This is a genomic window from Streptococcus oralis, from assembly GCF_003942875.1.
In the GTDB taxonomy this organism is placed as follows: domain Bacteria; phylum Bacillota; class Bacilli; order Lactobacillales; family Streptococcaceae; genus Streptococcus; species Streptococcus oralis_BX.
The window spans coordinates 127,548-145,952 of sequence record NZ_RMVK01000005.1; the positions used below are offsets into that span (position 1 = coordinate 127,548).

16 protein-coding genes are annotated in these 18,405 nt (G+C 39.3%); all 16 read right to left on the minus strand.

Going from position 1 to position 18,405, the window contains the following annotated elements; genetic code table 11:
* Positions 1-149: 149 nt before the first annotated feature.
* Positions 150-521, minus strand: coding sequence for a hypothetical protein (locus D8844_RS06695; protein ID WP_125422877.1), 372 nt, complete (start codon positions 519-521; stop codon positions 150-152).
* A complete protein-coding gene (locus tag D8844_RS06700; RefSeq protein ID WP_125422880.1) occupies positions 521-1,549 on the minus strand; it encodes a hypothetical protein in 1,029 nt (342 codons plus the stop codon). Before D8844_RS06700 ends, D8844_RS06695 begins: the two co-directional genes overlap by 1 nt.
* Positions 1,550-1,684: 135 nt before the next feature.
* On the minus strand, positions 1,685-2,062 hold the full coding sequence (locus D8844_RS06705; protein ID WP_125422883.1) for a hypothetical protein: 378 nt from the start codon (positions 2,060-2,062) through the stop codon (positions 1,685-1,687).
* A gap of 45 nt (positions 2,063-2,107) precedes the next feature.
* A complete protein-coding gene (locus tag D8844_RS06710; protein ID WP_125422886.1) occupies positions 2,108-3,067 on the minus strand; it encodes a hypothetical protein in 960 nt (319 codons plus the stop codon).
* Positions 3,064-5,097 carry a hypothetical protein gene (locus tag D8844_RS06715; RefSeq protein ID WP_125422889.1) on the minus strand — a complete coding sequence of 678 codons (2,034 nt, stop codon included), beginning with the start codon at positions 5,095-5,097 and terminating at the stop codon, positions 3,064-3,066. The genes D8844_RS06710 and D8844_RS06715 overlap by 4 nt, the downstream gene beginning before the upstream one ends.
* Positions 5,098-5,120: 23 nt before the next feature.
* Positions 5,121-5,564, minus strand: coding sequence for a hypothetical protein (locus D8844_RS06720; RefSeq protein WP_084942831.1), 444 nt, complete (start codon positions 5,562-5,564; stop codon positions 5,121-5,123).
* Positions 5,565-5,594: 30 nt separating this feature from the next.
* A complete protein-coding gene (gene essC, locus D8844_RS06725; RefSeq protein WP_125422892.1) occupies positions 5,595-9,998 on the minus strand; it encodes a type VII secretion protein EssC in 4,404 nt (1,467 codons plus the stop codon).
* Between the two features lie 21 nt (positions 9,999-10,019).
* On the minus strand, positions 10,020-11,291 hold the full coding sequence (gene essB, locus D8844_RS06730) for a type VII secretion protein EssB (protein ID WP_049519732.1): 1,272 nt from the start codon (positions 11,289-11,291) through the stop codon (positions 10,020-10,022).
* A complete protein-coding gene (locus D8844_RS06735; protein ID WP_000434883.1) occupies positions 11,292-11,531 on the minus strand; it encodes an EsaB/YukD family protein in 240 nt (79 codons plus the stop codon).
* Between the two features lie 66 nt (positions 11,532-11,597).
* Positions 11,598-12,062: a type VII secretion protein EssA gene (essA, locus tag D8844_RS06740; RefSeq protein WP_000720507.1), complete on the minus strand. Its 465-nt coding sequence runs from the start codon at positions 12,060-12,062 to the stop codon at positions 11,598-11,600.
* Positions 12,063-12,073: 11 nt separating this feature from the next.
* On the minus strand, positions 12,074-15,103 hold the full coding sequence (esaA, locus tag D8844_RS06745) for a type VII secretion protein EsaA (protein ID WP_070567794.1): 3,030 nt from the start codon (positions 15,101-15,103) through the stop codon (positions 12,074-12,076).
* A gap of 71 nt (positions 15,104-15,174) precedes the next feature.
* Positions 15,175-15,459 carry a WXG100 family type VII secretion target gene (locus D8844_RS06750; protein ID WP_001173991.1) on the minus strand — a complete coding sequence of 95 codons (285 nt, stop codon included), beginning with the start codon at positions 15,457-15,459 and terminating at the stop codon, positions 15,175-15,177.
* Positions 15,460-15,690: 231 nt separating this feature from the next.
* Complete coding sequence (locus D8844_RS06755; protein WP_080976541.1) at positions 15,691-15,999, minus strand: hypothetical protein; 309 nt, start codon at positions 15,997-15,999, stop codon at positions 15,691-15,693.
* A gap of 13 nt (positions 16,000-16,012) precedes the next feature.
* Positions 16,013-16,327: a hypothetical protein gene (locus tag D8844_RS06760; protein WP_070567792.1), complete on the minus strand. Its 315-nt coding sequence runs from the start codon at positions 16,325-16,327 to the stop codon at positions 16,013-16,015.
* On the minus strand, positions 16,308-17,978 hold the full coding sequence (locus D8844_RS06765) for a cutinase family protein (protein ID WP_070567790.1): 1,671 nt from the start codon (positions 17,976-17,978) through the stop codon (positions 16,308-16,310). Before D8844_RS06765 ends, D8844_RS06760 begins: the two co-directional genes overlap by 20 nt.
* On the minus strand, positions 17,971-18,393 hold the full coding sequence (locus tag D8844_RS06770; RefSeq protein ID WP_070567788.1) for a hypothetical protein: 423 nt from the start codon (positions 18,391-18,393) through the stop codon (positions 17,971-17,973). Before D8844_RS06770 ends, D8844_RS06765 begins: the two co-directional genes overlap by 8 nt.
* Between the last annotated feature and the right edge of the window lie 12 nt (positions 18,394-18,405).

Here is an 18,405-nt window from a genome sequence, read left to right on the forward strand (position 1 = left end):
ATAAATAGCAGAGCGGATAAACAAGCGAAAATATAGAATTTTCAAGGTACTAGAAGGAAAATGTCTTTGTATCATTATACCATATGTGTGACACCGTAAGAAGAAGGGAAAAGAAAACCACCTGAAATAAATTCAGGTGATTCTTGTAATTATGGAAAATCACTATATTGCTGTTTATAGATTTCCCTCTGCTTTTCACTAATGTATCTCTTTTTTCTCATTTCAGCATCACTTTTACCATTTGCATACTGTTGGAAAGTGCTACCTTCTATAACATGGCCTAATTCCCTATCCATTCTAGCAAACTCACTCGCGACCATATTCAAATATTCATCAAACGACTCAATTACGGGAACTAAATCTTTTGTTAGAGCTTTCACCGCATCTGTCGCAGAAGCCAAGTGAGTAGTTGCAGAAGAATCTATAAGACTCGAACTCTTCTCTTCTATTCTGCTACTCATATCCTCAAAGCTATGTTTCGCACTTTTTATATGTTCTGGTAATATTCGTTTTTGTCCCATTATTCTTCCTCCGTACTGGATTTATAATATTGTAAAAACTCTTCTTCGCTTTGAACCAGATGCTCCTGTCCATCTTTCGAACTAGCTGCTGGAATGGTGATATCCTTAAAAATATTTGTACCCTCTGGGAAAACGAGTTTTATCATATCTATGGACGTTTGCAAATCATCATCAGATGCAAGTTTATATATATAGCTTGTTTCGGGATTTTTAGAAATTATTTCCATAGATTTCGGGTATTTTCTATTTAAAAGCCATTGTTTTGTATTATCTCCAAGTTTCCAAAAATGAATACCATTATCCCTAACAGAAAAATCATGTTCTTTAAATAACTGCGAAAAGGAATCTATCGAACTAAGTCCTATTTTAGGTGAATTCTTTTTTTGATTGTTCGGGTTAATATCTACAATCTTTCCTGTTTCTAAGTCTATCAATCTATTAAATAATTTTGATTCATCTCTAACATCAGTTATGGTATCTCCTTTTTCCCTTAAAGAAATAGTCAGATATTCCTTACCATCTATACTGTCTATCGAATACTTATTTAATATAAAAGCAGGATAATAGTTCTCATTATAATTTCTAGTTATCTCAAATACATCCAACACTTTCTTGTCTAACTTTTCACCTTTAGTGTCATAGACATTTATTTTCCAATATTCCCCCTCATCTGGATAATTTTGTTCTAGAATAGGAAAATCATCTCGCACTTCATTCCAGGCAGATTTTGCTTTGAATCGCGCCGCATAGGAAACAATGAAACGTCTGCCAGCTATTCGTCCTGGAGAGCCAAATTTAGGCTTTTCATCAAGAACACTTACTTGTTGATTAACTTCTTTGTTGCTGTGCCAATCAACTGTAACCATCCTACCATTTTCAATAAATTCATAATCCGTAATTTCTGTATCCACAATCCAATATTCATATTTAGATAAGTCTTGTTTTTCAAACTCTCGAATAGCAAATACAAAAAGCGTATATACACCAAGCAAAATTAGAAAGATAGCACCAATTTTTTTAGCTTTCACTTGACTGTTCTCCCATCATATTTTTCTCTTAGACAATCATAGGACTCTTTCCCATTATACCACACGAGCGATACGGTGAGAAGATTATAAAAGCAAAAGAAAACCACCTGAAATGAATTCAGGCAGTTCATGGATTTATGGGAGTTGATATTCGTTTTTTCTTTGTTTTGATAATTCATACTGTTTCTTCTGTGCAGGGGACATATTCGCTTCACGTTGCTTCTGTGGATTAGAATAGGTAAACATGGAAGTTTCAGTAGCAATACCTGTAGCTATGTCATTATCCATCTGTAAAAAATAACTAGCCACTTGATTTAAATACACATCCAAAGAATCCACTGTATCCACTAAATTTGAACTCATTTTGTTAAGAGCATCCTCTGCATCTTGCATCTGCTCAGTTGCAGAAGATTGAATCAATCCACTTACTTCACCATTAAACCGTTTCGTCATCTCCTGCATACTTGCTTTGCAGGATGTCAATTTTTCTGGATTTATTTCTTTACGACTCATCTATACATCCCTTCTCTTCTTAGTTAAAATATTGCTAGATAGAGTTTACATTCTCGCCTTAGGATCCCCTTTTTCCTTATTACGATAGTATGTAATAAACTCTTCCTGACTATTGACAATGTGCTCCTGTCCATCTACTGAGTTTTCCGCAGGAATTTTCACATTTTCAAATAAATTCGTTCCTTCCTTATACAAAAGCTGATAAATTGGCATATTGTTTTCGATACTTGGCTTATCAGCTAAAACTACAATCGAGCCATTATTATCTTCTAAAAGTTTTGCTGCTTCAGGGTACTTTTGACGGATAAGGGCATCTTTAGCTAGTTTTCCTTCTTTTGAGATTCCGATTTTCCAATTATACATAAAGTAGTCTTCAGACTCCGGCAGTAAAGAAGAAAAACTTGTCGCATCAGAATATTTTATATAATCTTGCCCCTTACCTAATTCCACAATCTTCCCCTCATCCAAATCAATAGATTTATCCACAAGAGAACCATCTTTAGCATTTTTTAAATGAATGTCTAACAATTCTCGACCATCACTAATATAGATACTAGAAGTAATTCCTGTAGGAATATAGTCTGAATCATAATCTCGAGTCATTTTAAAAATATCGTAGTCTTTGGAAGGAAAGCCCTTCGTCTTTATATCATAGACAGCAATCTTCCAATATTCATCTTCAATAGGCTCATTTCGATACATAGACGATATTGCCAATCTTTTGTATTCCTGAACAATCTTATTTTGGCCGACAACGGGACCAAACCAAAAGACTGAAGCCTCTTGTTCTGTAAGCCAATAGTCTAATGGATTATCATAGTCCCACTTAATTACCAAGGCTTTCCCATCTTCGATATACTTGTAATCCACTATCTTTCTCTTTAACCAAAAAGTAGAGTATGGATCAACATATTTGTTCACATAGTATTTATAGCCTAGGTAAGGAGTAAGTAAGAGAACTCCCACCAATATGACAATAAACACCGCTTTTTTCGAAAATTTCATTGTAAAGCCTCCCGATATTTATTATTCGCTAGGTAGTTATCCACAAACCCTTCTCTACCCTCTGGCAACTTGTCAAGAGCATTTGCAAGTTCAAGTAGCTGCTTTTCATTCATTGTTTCGATAGTCAGACTAGACTGCCCTTTTAGATATTCCTTGATTTCTGGACTTGCTGATTCCCTCAAAAGCTCCATATACTTGTCCATACTTGTATTTGCAATTCCTGATTCTAAATACTTTTTAACACCGTACTGATCTAGATACTCCTCACGAACATAAGCGTCGTAATCATAATAATTATTTGGATCTATACTTAGTACTTTAGGTGTATGTGTAGGGACATTTCCTTTCCAAATATCATATCGCGGAACATTCTCCTGAATTAACGATATTGCCCCCTTACCTGTAAGTTTACTGGTAAGTTGCACGCGCGCTTTTTGAACTTCTTTACTTTGTTCACTTAAATTATCCTCATGCTTCTTCCTTGAAGCCAGATATCTACTTGCACCAGTAGTAAACTCTTTAAAAGGAATTTTTTTACCTCCTATTATAAATTTTTCTGGAACCGCTTCTCCTAAAGCACTAGCTCCACCATCCCAGTCAATAGAAGCATCTACTGAGTTTAGAATCGCTTTGAAAGCTCCTACAGCCACTTTTGTCGGTTTTCCTCCAGGAATGAGATCAGCTGTTGCACTTAATATATTCAAGAAATTATGCATTCCTTCTTTTTCTTTCTTGTCTACACTATCACCTAAAGATTTTAATGCATTAGAAAGATCAGCATCGTTACTCGTCACTGATAGGCTACTACTATAGAGTTTCTTTTCTAGAACTCCATCTTTATTTTCTGTAACTTCAAACTGAATAACATCATTTTCTCTCCCTAAATCAAGAATTTCAAAGCTATATTCCGTATGATGGGTATACATTGTACTGTTGCTATAGTTGCTGTAGGTGCTGGTACCTATCTTTAATTCCTCCACAGACTGAAGTAAGCCATTAAATTTATTGATTGCCTTCACTCTTCTCTTCATCGCAATCATCTCTGGACTATTCTCATCATATTTAGCTTCTTGCAAGCCTGCTTGAGTAGCTATCAACTCTTTAGCATAGCCTTTATTCACTTCTTTTAGGTTCTTTATATGAGCCTTACTAGTTTCAACTTCCACTTTTCCAAAGGCATCAATATAACGTTCAATTTTATACTTTTTGCCATCCTCTACAGCAGACGAAATCTCTATGGAAATAATCAAGTAACCACTTGGACTAATTGATTTCGGGTCCATCTTAACTGTTGTTTCTAATCTATCTTCCCAAGCTGCAATCATGACTTGAGCATCAGCTTCATTTTGAATAAAATCTAAGTAGCCAATCTTTTCAACTGTTACAGCATGATTTTTCATAATATTTTGGTAAACTCTCTCTGGAGCTGCAGATAGAACTGCCTGAGCATTTTTTATTACCCCAGCCAGGTCTGCAAAAGAGGTTTTTCCTGTTTCTGCAACTGTCTTTAAAGCGTCATCAGCATCAGAAATTCCTTGGTGAGTGGTATTACGAGCCTTAATTTCTTCATCAATAAAACCTTGTGCCTTCTCTTCATAGCCAGTAAAATCGACTGTCCCACTTCCTAACGCTTCCTGAGCTTCTTCCATCAAAGATTTCAAGCCATTTTTCTTGGCAATCATATCATCATACTGAGGACCACTTAGCGTAGTAACTATATTGTTTATTTCTCCCTTATCAGTATAAGCGTATTTCCCAAATCCCAGACCTTGTACAGTATGACTAAAGTCTGAAACTCCTTCTCCATAAGCTTTTAAAGCTGCTGGTCCTTGTTGAAAAACTTGTTCCTGTAGAATATTTAACTTTTTAAAAAAAGCATTAATAACCTCTCCCCTTTGACCCTCTACCTTTTGCGTAAAAGTTCGCTGAGTTTGAGCTGCAGCCGCTGTCAGTGTTGCCGAAAAGCTCGTAATGGATTCTCCATACTCCTTAATACCGCTCAAATTATGCGCTTTAACACTATCACCCATTGGTCGTCTCCCCCTTCTCTATTCTATTTTATCTTAAATGTTGGTGTTTTAAGTAAACTATTTTTTTGGTATTCTTCCCATTCATTAGCTATAGCTTCTGAAATCTGAGTATTTAAAGAGGATATCTCTAATCTTAGTAGCTCCACCATTGTATCACGTTTCGTATCTAAAGTGGTAGACAAGGTATTGATATCTGCCTGTTCTTGCTCACTTTCTGCATCGTACTTATCTCCAGCAACAGTTCCAAACGCACCATTCATATTAATATTAGCAATTCCGTAAACGCCTGCAACTGAAGCAATTAATTTCTTATTTTCAATAACACATGAATACTCTTCTAATTTTTTCTTAATAGCCTCTAAATTAGCTTTTCTAGCTTTCAAACTAGCCGAGACTCCAAAAGGATTCCCTGAAAAGCCAATAGGACTAATCGGGGTTAGACCATATAAATAATTAAAATCGTTCATCTTTTCTCCTCTCTTTTTATATGGATGTTCTTATTTCATCAAAACTTTAATTTTACGTGCAATATTATCTAAAATGTAATAATGAATCTGTAAATCTAAGTCACCTTCACGAATCGGACGATTATTAAGCGAACTAAAGACACTTTGCTCATTTATACGCATAGCTACTAAAGCTTGTTTAAGACCTTTTGCAACCTTAGATGCAGCGTCTATACCGCGAGAAATATTTGGAGATGTCATTACGATAGAAGCATAACCAGCCCTTATACCTTTCTCCAAGACAAAAGCTAATCGTTCTTGAACTGAACTATCTAATTCTGTCATCAATTCTGTCATTTGGTATACTATCACGGTCGCTTCATGCTGATTCTTGCGTTCTTTAGTTCGTATTCTAATACGTTTTTCTATATCTTCAAGAAGTTCTGAAACTTCTTGGGCCCCATTCGCTAAAATTATTCCCTCTTGCTCATTCAAATTATGGTAAGTAGGAGCGAGTACAATTATACGCTGAGTCCCACTTCGAACTTGATTTATAAACGCAATCATCTGATTATCTTGGTCTGTTAAGTAGAGAAGATTGCCTTTAGCCAGATTCCAAGTCACGGGCTCAACTGTCTCCAAGTCAAGTCCTAATGGCACGAGGCCGTGTTCATAGGCAGTCTGCACACTTGCACGACCATAGAAGTCTGCCTCCGTCAACTCCTCCGGCACCATCGGGATAGCACTTGGGCGTTGTCCTGTCCAAGCTTCTTGGAGGGAAGCCACTTCCTGACGTATGTTGTTGAGGACTTGGGTGTCATTGGCACCCGCTACTGGCAGTGCCAGCTGGATGACATCCACCTCTTCACGCTTCATGAGAGCTCGTCCCTTGATATCTTCCATAGTCATAGCGAGTGGCGTAGAGCCCACGATGGCCCGCACTTCACCTGCCTCATTTTGTGGCAGGCTCAACTGGTGCTTGAAGTTCGAGTAGAGTTGAGCACGAAGGTTGGTCTGGCGACCGGCTGTCACCAAGAGGTGAACCCCGATACTGAGACCTTCACGGGAGATACGCACCAAGAGCTTGAAGAGTTCCGCCTCATAGGCTTCTTCCTTGAAGGCCTCATAGCTATCTAAGAGGATGACGATAGCCGGCTCTTCCTGACCACTGGCCTGACGGTAGAGTTCCAAGGTCCCAACACCATAGTCCGCAAGGAGTTTCTTACGACGGTTGAGTTCTCTCTCCATGATTCGTACAAACTTAGAAATCTTCTCTGTTTGGTCCAAAAGCATGGTATCCGCCACCTGTGGAAGCTTGGACAATGGAGCCAAACCATTGGTACCAAAGTCCATCAAGTACATGGTAAGAGCCTTTGGACTGAATTTGCGAGCCAAGTCCATACCAGCAGTCTGAAGGAAGGTGGTCTTTCCTGTACCCGGACTTCCGTAAAGGAGGATATGACCATCCTTGGAGAGATTGATAGAGACAGCTTCCTGCTTCTGGGCCTGCGGGATATCCGCCATCCCCAAGAGGACAGAGAGTGGTTTCTCTTGTGTCCAGGCTACTGTCGGTTGCACTTCTTCCAGTTCGTCTAGTGCGATTCGCTCTTTGAGCGGTGGCAACCATGGCTGTGGTACTGGAGGAATCTCTTGTTCTTCACACAAGAGCTGGATATGGTGCACTATCGCATCCAACTCTGTTGGAACTTCCTTGATCTCATCCACATCTTCTAAGCCTGATAGGTCTTCATTCAAGATTTCATATTGACCCAATTCATTGATCAGGTAGATAGTATGGTCCTCGATCCCCATATCATCCTTGTCCGGCTGGTAATCCGCCCCTGACCAGGCTGACTGGAAGAGCTCATAGACTTCGTTATTCCCGACCTGTAGATAGGCACGTCCCGTCTGAGTAATCTCGGCTGCGTCCGGTGTATGAAGCATTTCATTGGAGTCCGAACGGTCTGCCACCTTAAGGGCGATCTTGAAGCGTGAGTTAGACCAGATCTGGTCATCCACCACACCAGATGGTTTCTGAGTAGCTAGGATCAAGTGGACCCCGAGGGAACGTCCGACCCGAGCGATGGATACCAGCTCCTTGATAAAGTCTGGCTGGTTAACCTTGAGCTCCGCAAACTCATCTGAGATGAGAAAGAGATGAGGGAGCGGTTCTGTCGCTTCTCCGTTTTTAAATTTTTTCTGGTATTGATTGATATGGTTGACTTCAAACTCTCCAAAGAGTCGTTCACGACGATGGATCTCCGCATTGATCGAAGCCAGAGCCCGCATAGATTGGGCACCATCCAAGTTGGTAATCGTCCCCAAGAGGTGAGGTAGGTTTTTAAAGAGATTGGCCATCCCACCACCCTTATAGTCAATCAGCAAGAAAGCCACATCATGAGGGTGGAAGTTAACAGCGAGGGATAGGATATAGGATTGGATGGTTTCTGACTTCCCTGAACCAGTCGTCCCTGCGATCAAACCATGAGGTCCATGGGCTTTTTCATGCAGATTGAGCTGAACCAGGTCATCCTGACCACGCAGACCAATTGGCACAGCCAAACTCTTGTAAGGTGCGTTCTTTTTCCAACGGCTCGATACTTGCAAATCCTCAAAGGTCTCCGCCCCATACATTTCCATAAAGGTCACAGAATCTGGGATCGAACTCTTAAGATTTTGGAGGTGATTGAGCGGTGCCAAGGTACGGGCGATCCGCTCCTTGTCATAATCTGCTGGGAAGTGGTCCAAACGGAAGTCCGTCTCTTTCAAAACTCCTTCTTCCATGACCAGTTGGCCTGTATTACGGTCCTTGATATTGATCACTGTCTGGATGTTCTCAGACAAGGAACTCATGACATCCTCTACAAAGATGAGAGAACAGCCTAATTCCGTTGGATCTTCGGTAAAGAACTCCATGATGATATGATCCAAAATCAGCTTCTCATCGGTCACTAAAACCACGTAATGAGGATGGAAGAGGGTGCTCTCCTTGTGGGATGCTTCTTCCTTTTGACTACGACGTAGTTTCAAGATTTGGTTCAAACTATTCAGAACTTGGTCCCGTGTTCGTTGATTGTAGACAAAACCGCGGACATTGAGTTCTTGCAGTTTAGCATGAGGTAGCCAACGCATCCAAGACCATTGCTCTTTTTCCTCTTCAGGCAGGATCGTAATAAACTGCACATCATGATAAGAATGGAAAGTCGCTAGCTGCATCACCAAAAGTTGCAGTTGTTCTAGAACGAGATTTCTAGGTCCAATATAACCCACCGGTCCATGGCTGAGGTTTGCCGGGATTGGCATATCTGGGATCTTTTTGTGACGACTATAGAGAGCGTAACCCTCTTCTTCTAGAGCATCCTTCTTACCGCTACGTTCCTGTTGACCGTATTTCAAGTCATAGCTAGTCGGCATTTTCCCGAGTCCCAAACGATAGTATAAAAAGTCAAAATGCAAGGGAGTCTTTTCGTAAATCCGGTGATTGTAACTTTCAACCAAATCCGTCAATTCTAAAATCGTTGGAAAATGATAGTGCATCCCTTCTTTTTGTTCTCGTTCCAGACGAGTCAATTCCTTGACCTTATCTTTCAGGTAAAGACGATAGAGATCGACCCGTTCCTTCTTATCAGCCTTGTACTTTTTACGATTTTTGATGAAACCACGGATAGAAAAAATCATTGTGGTTATGGACATCCCTACTGTCGCAAGGATATAGATCCCTCGAGGTTGAATTAAGGTGATTAAGACGGTTACCCCGACCATCATCAAAGGAGGAACGATCAGCTTTAACAGTTCATCACTCGGCTTAACCGGTTCCTGGCCTGGGGGATTGATCAAGATTTTATCCTCGCTACCACGATAGATGATCCGTGGAGAACGATGATAATCTGGATAATCTTCATAAAAACCATATCGAGATGGTTCTCTCAGAGTCAGTTGTGGCCCAACTTGAGCAGGACCCTGGACCCATACTTCATCAGGATAGAACTTGATCGTCACCGCCCCTAGACTCAACTCATCTCCAAAACCAATCAATTGCTGGTCCATTTGTTCCAGATGATTGTTTCGATAAAATGCGCCTTTTAGTCGAGTTAGCTTCCATTGATTTTGGGATTTTTGGAGTAAGAGTTCAACATCTCCATCTAGTGTGATCAATGCACCTTTTTGAGAGCCAATCTGAAACTCTGATAAATCCAAAAGGTCATAAACCCTTGGCTCCCCTTCTCGGAGATAAAAGACGACCTCACCCAAACGCAGACCATCTTTCAAGAGTCCTGCTTCATCGTCGTATTGATAAAAGACCTCGTCACCATCGACCTTGAGCTGAATCGGTCTTTCCTGTTGAGAAAGGTAGACTTGGGCCTTTTCAGTCGCCCCTATCAAGACCGTCTTATCTGCACTCAGTTCTACTTCATAACGCAGACCTTGGCTGTAGAAAATGATTTGTTTTTTCATAATTTCTCTCCTTGGTCTACTTTAATTGCTAGAGGAGCTACTTGGAACAGGTTTCTTCTCAGATGACGGTTTGGTTTCAGAAGCCTTGTCTTGAGGGTTAGGAGTTGTAGAAGCATTGGAGCTTGATTCACTCGTTAGTAGCTCACTTCGACTATCCCAGTATTTCTTATACTCGCTTTCCAAAGTATTCAACTTACTTTCACGGTCTTTCCCTGACAAGTTGCCATCTTCTCGAACCTGCTTGATTTCCTGAGTCAAAGCATAGAGAATCAAGTCACTGTCGTTAATCCGTTTGGCAATATCAAGAGCCTCTTCAAAGCGATTGCGCCCAACCTGGATCCAGTAAGTCAAATAAAGTTCATCTGACTTGAGTGTTACGTTGTTCAAGATGACTTTCTTTTGTTCAGAAGAAAATTCCAACCCCTGAATATAAGAGTAAGCCAACTCATACTTTTGCGTATTCGGCAAGCTAGCTGGATCAATTCTCTCTAATTCTGTAATAACACCACTATAATCCACTTTAATAAAGGCAGTATCAGCCTGCAACATCTTTTCTTTGAAAGGATTTTGCACAAAAATCAGATAGATCAGTGGAACGATTAGCAAGACAACGCTGGCTGTTAACCAAATCGTTGCCAATTTAAAGACACGATGGCGTCTACTTGGAACCAAGACCAAATCTGCCCGTTCTTTCGCAGCCTTCTCCGTGTAGTACTTCTCCAAAACAGCTACTGCAGCCTCTATATCATCTGCCTGACATAGGTCATTTAAGAAGTCTGGCAAGGTCTCTAATTCCAAGGAACCATTATAAAGATCCATGAAATCCAAATCGCTAAATAGTGTTACTGTAAAACATTTGGCCTGGCGTAAAAAATCTTCTGAGGATATGGATTGAGGAACCATCAGACCAGGAATTCCACGATAAGCAATCTTAGCCTGAGCATCCTTGGTAATAAAGAGATTTACTGGGTGCAAAAGGAAAGTCACAGGTAACTCCAAGGCGCCCTCTAGACGAAAAACGTTTAGGGCCAAACGGATTCTTTCCGAAATGGTGCGTTCCTTTATTTCCTCATAAGTCAGTCCATGAGCTTCGACTTGATAGGAGAAGGTGACGCTATCCTCATCAGACACCATCGATTGCTCCAAAAAGAATGGATGATGCAAATCCAATAGTAAGAGTTCCCGTAAATCTTGACTCGCAACATCTGAACGTTTGAGTTTTAATTCCCAGTTTGTTTCATTTTTTTCATAGACAAACGACTGTCCACCAAATTCAAATTTTTCTTCAGCCACCTATATCTCCTCAATTTCTACTAAATCTCCTGTCGTCATAGGATAATCAGACAGATGTTTCCCTTCATCAATCAACAAACCTTTATTGACAATTCTTAATTGATATTTTTTTCGCTTGATACCTGGATTAAAAATCGTATCTACTTCTCGCACCAGCCGGCGCACTTCAATTCGCCGTGGAATGCGAATATCCACATCTCTTTCTCTCAAACGTAGGGTAATATTGATATGTTGCTCCACCTTTTTTCACGCCTCCTATGTTTGGTTTATCCTTTTCTAAGTTATTTAGACAGACTAGTTGTAAAATTAGTCCATCCCTTCTACCATCACACGATAACTCATTACTGCCGTTGCTCCAAAAAGCAAGAAAATCAACACCACATAGAATATCTCTGGAAGAAAGTCATTCAGACCACCTTTTTCTACATGGCCTATATTTGTTTGAAATTTAATTGTTTTTTGAGCATTGGGCTGAAACAACTGTTCTTCAGAAGATTTTTTCACTGGTCTCTGTATAGCAGAAAACAGTTGGCCCCTTTCTGTGATCAACTGTTCCTCTTGATGCTGTTGCATGTCCTGCAACCTCTTTTGAGTCGCTTCATTAAAAAGCTCCTTGATTTGTTCAGACTGTAGACCAAATTTCAATCCCTCTTTCTTTTCAAGTCGGGAATCATCAATCTGCAGACTGTTATCCTTCAAATCATCTGCAGCAGCCCCAGAGACTGCTGCACATGTTACTAAGGTAAGAAGGAAAAGAATGATTTTCTTCATATTTCTAATTTCTATTCTTTCTCAGCTTGACTTGCTTGAAACCACAAACTACTTTCTCTGATAAAAACATTTATAATAAGTAAAACAGCTATGACAACAATCGTTACAACAAAAGCGATAATTGCTGCTGGATGTCCATCAAAGTATCCTGAGAGCAAACCTTCTAATATCGATAACGCATTGAGATTTTTGATAAATGCTGGGAAACCAGTTAGACTTGCCGTTGTCCCAATAGCATTTGATAGGTAAACAAAGCTAATCATCATAAAGAAGGAGAGTCCCATACCAATCACTCGGAAATGTTTAAGCAATAGATATTGTCCTTGAATCAGTACAAATGCGGCTAAAACAATTAATAGAACCCAAGATGGTTGATACTCACGACCAACCTGTAGCTGAACACTTGATACAACACCAACTACCAATCCGACAACGAGACTTAAAGCAGATAGGATGGTTACCGTCATCAAGTCTGTATCATGTAACTTATCAAGTTTGAACTTATCTTTGACTTTGCGAATAACGTTTTGAGTTGCAAACAGATAGGCTGTAAAGAGGCTAACAATCTCCAATAGTAAAATCCATGTAAATGGACGGTAAACATTGACAGTCGCTTTCACTGAAGTAGCATTTTGGGTAACAGGATTGGATAAGAAGTTCAACAATACTTCGTTTGGTACCCCATTTTGATAGGCATTATTCAGAACCTTCACAAAGGATTCTACAAAGTTTCCATTATTAGTCAATTCTTCGTTAAACTGCGTCATCAAGGAGTCAGCATCTTGTGACAACTTTTCAGTACTTGTTTGAGCGTTTGACAATTCACGATTGAAATTACCTAAAGTCTCATTCACAGACTCTGCAGCTTTGACATTACTTTGAGAAGACTCCTTCACACCCGTAGTTTCTGACAAGAGAGCTGCATAATCCGAATTTAGGGTAGCCAATTGATTATTAGTCTCTTCAAAAGCAGAATTGCTCCCCCCTTGCTTCTCAACCAAATCATCTAGTTTCTTTTCCAACTTCTTGTACAACTCTAACTGTTCATTGATTTTTGTATTCAATTCTTGGTTGGTAGTCAAAACATCCTGCACATTTTTTTCTAAAACAGGCTTGAGAGTAGTCAGGTTTGACAAGGCTTTATCTACTTTCCCTTTGACACCATCAGTTTCTTTATCGCTAGCAGGTGTAGTTAAGCTGTCTTCATATTTCTTCAGATTTGAACTAATAGCTTCAAGCCAAATATCTGACAATGCTTTAGACACATTACTATTTTTTAACTCTTTGACGGTATCGTATGCTTGTTTGAGTGCTTGTACCTTTTGGTAGTCAGAAGCTATTTTCTGAACCTTTTGTCCATAAGTCACTGCTGCTTGCTGAACACGTAACACATCTACTGGAGCACTAGCTGCTTGGACATCATTCAAGGAGATATTAATTGATTTTAGCTCTGCTTTTGGAGCTGGGCTTGGAGTCCCGGTTGAACCTGTAGTTGGAGTCGGAGCTGCCTCTGCAACACTATAGGCTACTTTAAAAGTCCCACCCGTCTTCAAATCAATTTCTTGACCAAACTCAACTGGTGTACCATCATAAGTGACTGAGTGAACTGTCACTCCTGATTCAGCTTTCCATGATACCTTAGCCTTTGTTCCTGTTCGTCCAACAGCACTCGTACTCGAGATTGCCAGATCTTCCAAATTCTTCAAATCAGTCGAATTGATCTCGTCACTAGGCTCTTTGATTGTTTTTAATTCAGTATAGTTTACAGAAGGAATTGTGATCGGTGTCATACCAAAACCACTAAATTCTTTTCCACTAAAGTTTTCTTTTGGTAATTCTGAGATTGCAGAAGCCAACTGCTCTTTGAGAGATTCTTCAGCCTTCTCTAGGTCTTTGTTTGCAGCTGTATCCAAAAATTGCTTAAGAGTGATTTTGCTCTTCTCACTTGTCCCATAGTAAGTGGCTAATTTCTCATCAATAAAGTTATGAATATCCTTTTTATGATTTTCAAACTTCGTTCTTTCATCTGTTAGATTGTTCTGTAAACTATCAATCTCTTTTTTGATGTTTTCTGCGACTGTTTTATAGGAAGGTACAACTTCAGATGACGTACCATCAGAGGATGCTGCTGTTCCATCTATATTAGAAGTCAGATTACCTTGAGATTCGATTAATTTCTTATAAGTTTTAATTTGTTCCTGAACGTCTTCCCGACTCTGAGAAATGAGCCCAGTGATAACATCCGCATGATTTTTCTTCTCAGTGACCCTATCCTGAAGCAGAGTGTCAAGCTTTTTACCATAGGCAATCTGTGAAACGTCATAACGACCAAAAATCTGAGAATAACTATCCAAACCTGTCTTTAAAGCACTGTTGGCGTCAACAGAAGAACTAGACATACTATAGAGAGTTGGGAAAAGATTTTTAGAGTTGATAGCTGTATTATATAAATTCGTACGATAGTTTCCGATATTGGTCGCTTGTATCTGTGAGCTAGCTTGAACATTCTTTTGTGCTGTATAAAGGTTGTTCAAAATACTAGCCATATACATGTCCACTAACTGACCATTCAAATCAGCAACAATATCTTTCGCTAGTTTATTTGCATCATTTTCTACTTGCAAATTTCCTTGCGCATTCACCTTATAATTGATGGTTGTCTTATCAACATTGATGCTGTTAATATCGAGTATTTTTTCAGAAAAGTCACTAGGAATTGTTAAAACGAGTTGGTATTTCCCACTTTCTAACCCAGAATCAGCTGCTCCACGAGGGACAACAGACCAGTTTTGTGAATTATCACGCTCGATATTTTTTACATAACTAGCACCTAGATTGTATTCTTTTGTATCTACGTAGACAGGCTTATCTTCATTTACGATAGCTACATTTAATTTTGTCTGCTGATTAGCCTTTGCATTATTCTCATTGCTAATCGTTGTATTTTTTTGAACAGATAGATTCAAAAAAATAATCAATGCAAGCAACCCTAATGCCAACAGACTACTTCCTATATATTTAAAAATTCTATTCTTCTTCATATTACTTTAAATCTTCTCCGTCATAAAAAATAGGAAGGCTCTCGCCCTCCTAAAGCCACTTATATAACAAATTAAATTTGTGATGCAAGATCTTGGTCGTTTTGTTCAACAATTTCAGCAACCTTGTTCAACTGTGCATTGATTTCATCAAGCAAAGTTGCAAACTCCTCAATTTTTGGAGACAATTCTGTGAATTGGCGATCAAAGCTCTCAAAAGCAGCACCTTTCCAGTTGTCTCGGATAGTATTTTGCTCTTGAGTCAATGTACGAAGTACTTGTCTTACTTCCTCAGAACCTTGAGTGTACTTTTGAGCAGAGGTGCGCAATTCTTCTGTTGTTAATTGAATTAAAGCCATGTGAAACTCCTTTATATTAATTTATGCCCTCATTATATCAATAATTTGCCTCAATTGCAAGTTTAAAATTCATTTTTTATTCTATTTATAAAAAAAATAAGAGCTATTTCCATCTAAAAACTAGTAAGAAAGATTAAATTATCTACTTTTCTTGTATAATTACTTCTTTTTTTATTTATAATAACAAACTATAACAAACTCATATCATCCTTCTTTTATAAGGTATATTTGTCAAACGTTCTTTTCTTCTAACTTTCTATGAAAGTTTTTATTCTCTTGATGACGAGCTTCCAACACATTCTCTATACGACTCTTGTAAAGTTGATGATAGTTATCCAAATTGTTCTCTATCTCAAAGATATATGGTTGAATTTCAGCAAAACTACTGTCTCTGCATGCATAGGAAAGCGCCTCTAGGAGATGATCCGTCTCCCTACTAAACTTGTGGAAATCATCATCCAAATCCATCTCCAAACGCTCTAAGTCTCGTAATTTACGATTATGCTCATCCTCTAGTTTCTGAAGTTGATTTTTATCCATCACAAGTTTTCTCCTAGCTCTTGATCGGACTTTGTAAAGTAGGGGTTTGCATGGTCTGGGTCAAGTAAGTTTCGGCAGCATCAGCGGCCTTGCCCTCAAATCCACCCTTAATATTGTTTACATAAGTCTTAGAAGCGTACTCTTGCATATCTGAAGCTGCTTCTTGCAACTGCTTAGCTAACTCCACTCCTTTAGCAAGGATTGACAGTTCTTTTGCAGTTACTAAGGCCCTGACTGCTTGGCGTTCTTGTTCCTTCATTCTTTCTTTGAAGCCTCTGTCGAGTTGCTCTCTTGTAATTAAAGTATCCTCATCCGTTAGGACTAACATTTTTTTCCCTCCATGTTTGTTTTACATCCGCCAATAGATTGTTAAAATCTTCAGCACTATTTGTATCTATGGTTTCAAAGGAACCACTAGCTTTAACCAGGCTTTCCCCTAGCTGCTCAATTTGTGTCAGGAAGGATGTTGCTGCTGTCTTCGTGTCACTTGCAACGCCTTCATCCCAAAAGCTTGTTGTGTCAAAACCAGAAAGTAGATTTGTAACTTCTGAACTTGACAAATATCCAACCATGTCAAACGCTGTCTGTCTTGTTTCTTTTATCATGTTTTGAATATCTTCCTTAGCATCTGAAAGTAAAGTTTTCACAGATTTAACTTTGTCTTCCATGTCAAAATTTGCCAACTGGGCTGCTGTCTGAAGCAACTGAGCTCGGACCAAAATCCTCTTTTCTCCTGTAAGATTACCATTTCTCAGTTGTTCCTGATAACGAGGAATAGCTTCTCGATCCCACTTTATAGATTCCTGACGAGCTTCTTCGACGATCTTACTATATTCAGTTGTAAAATTCTCATAAACAACATAACCGATAGCCGCCTTTGTTAGGGCCTCACCCCTCATAATGGAATCTAAAATATTAGCTGCTACATTTTCATCGACTCCTAAAGCCCGGAGGGAATCCAACGTTGTCGCTATCAGTCGAGCTAGCTTTTCACCTGCCCTGAGCAATTCCGGGTGAAAATCCTCAGATGCAGTCAATAAATTTCCCTTTCCATCCGATTGGAAAACACCAAAGTCATGGGAACTTTCCGGATCAGTAATCTGGGTATAATGAAGGGGGACAAGGACATTAACTTTACCAACGGGTTTCTTAAGTGGTTCATCGGAGTCCCCAGGTAATTTAGTGATGGTATGCTCGCGGTTAAGCATACCCACGACATCAAAAGGATTGACATAGTACTCAATTTTTTCGCTAATCTTTTTGATTTTCTCATCGCTGAGGCCCATTTTCTTTAAACTCTTTGTTGTGTCTGGACCGTCGAACAGGACCACTTTCCCGATTTTCTCAAGTTCCTCATCGCTGAGGCCAGCTACCCCTTGAGCGGAGACAATGGTTCCCAGGGAGTGACCTGTGATGTCCATCGTCGCATTTGGAGATTTTTCGCGCATTTCAGCGATTTTCGTTTTCATTCCTACTGTCGCTAACTTGGCTTGCGGTGTATGGATATGATTGAGAGCGAACTTAGCGTCGTTGTCAATCCAGTCGTTCCAATTTTCTTTACTGATGGCATCACTGCCGCGGATAGTCATATAAGTTTTCGTAGTATCATTAGTCAAGGTAGGCGTATCCGTTAAGTAGTAGGCACTGAAACCAGCTTCATCATCAGTTAATAGTCCTTTTTGATAACGTTTGTGATGAATATCCTGCCTCATCCCATTCGCATCAGGAACTGGTATCGATGTGACTTTATAAGTATCTCGCAAATCAGGATCCGGCTGCAAGTAGACTCTACCATTATGGGGTAGATGTTTACCTCCGGGGGTGATTTCTTCGTTATAAATTATTTCTTTTGAATAGTCAAACACTCTTGCTTCTATTGAATTATTTTTAGGTGGAAAATTATTGGGACGACCAATATAAGCCGATTGCGCTAAATCCGCATAAAAATTATCAAAGGTTTTTAAATTACTGTTAGTCATAAATCTCCCATACGTTGCCTTTCAAAACTCTTATCGGTTGCATTTCAGAAATTTTCTTAATATTGGGAATACTATTGCTATTATATTCTATAGGGAAACCAATTGTAAATTCAGTATCTTCATTGTTATTTATTTTTCCATCCAATGTTATAATATATCCCCCACCTTGAGGGGTACCATTTCCTATATTTTCTACTTTCATACTATCCCAATCAAATTGGACACTTTCGACTTTAGGATTTCTAGACTTTATAAAGTTCGCCATCTCATCTTCATGCTCCTTCAGATAAGCCAACTGCTTAGCCCGTGGGCTCAGAGTTATTCCTCCAAATAGATTTGTTTTCTGCGCCATCCATGCTCCTCCTCCAAAAATTACAAGTGCTAAAATTAGCCAAAGTAAAGTACGTTTTTTCATCTCTTTCCTCCT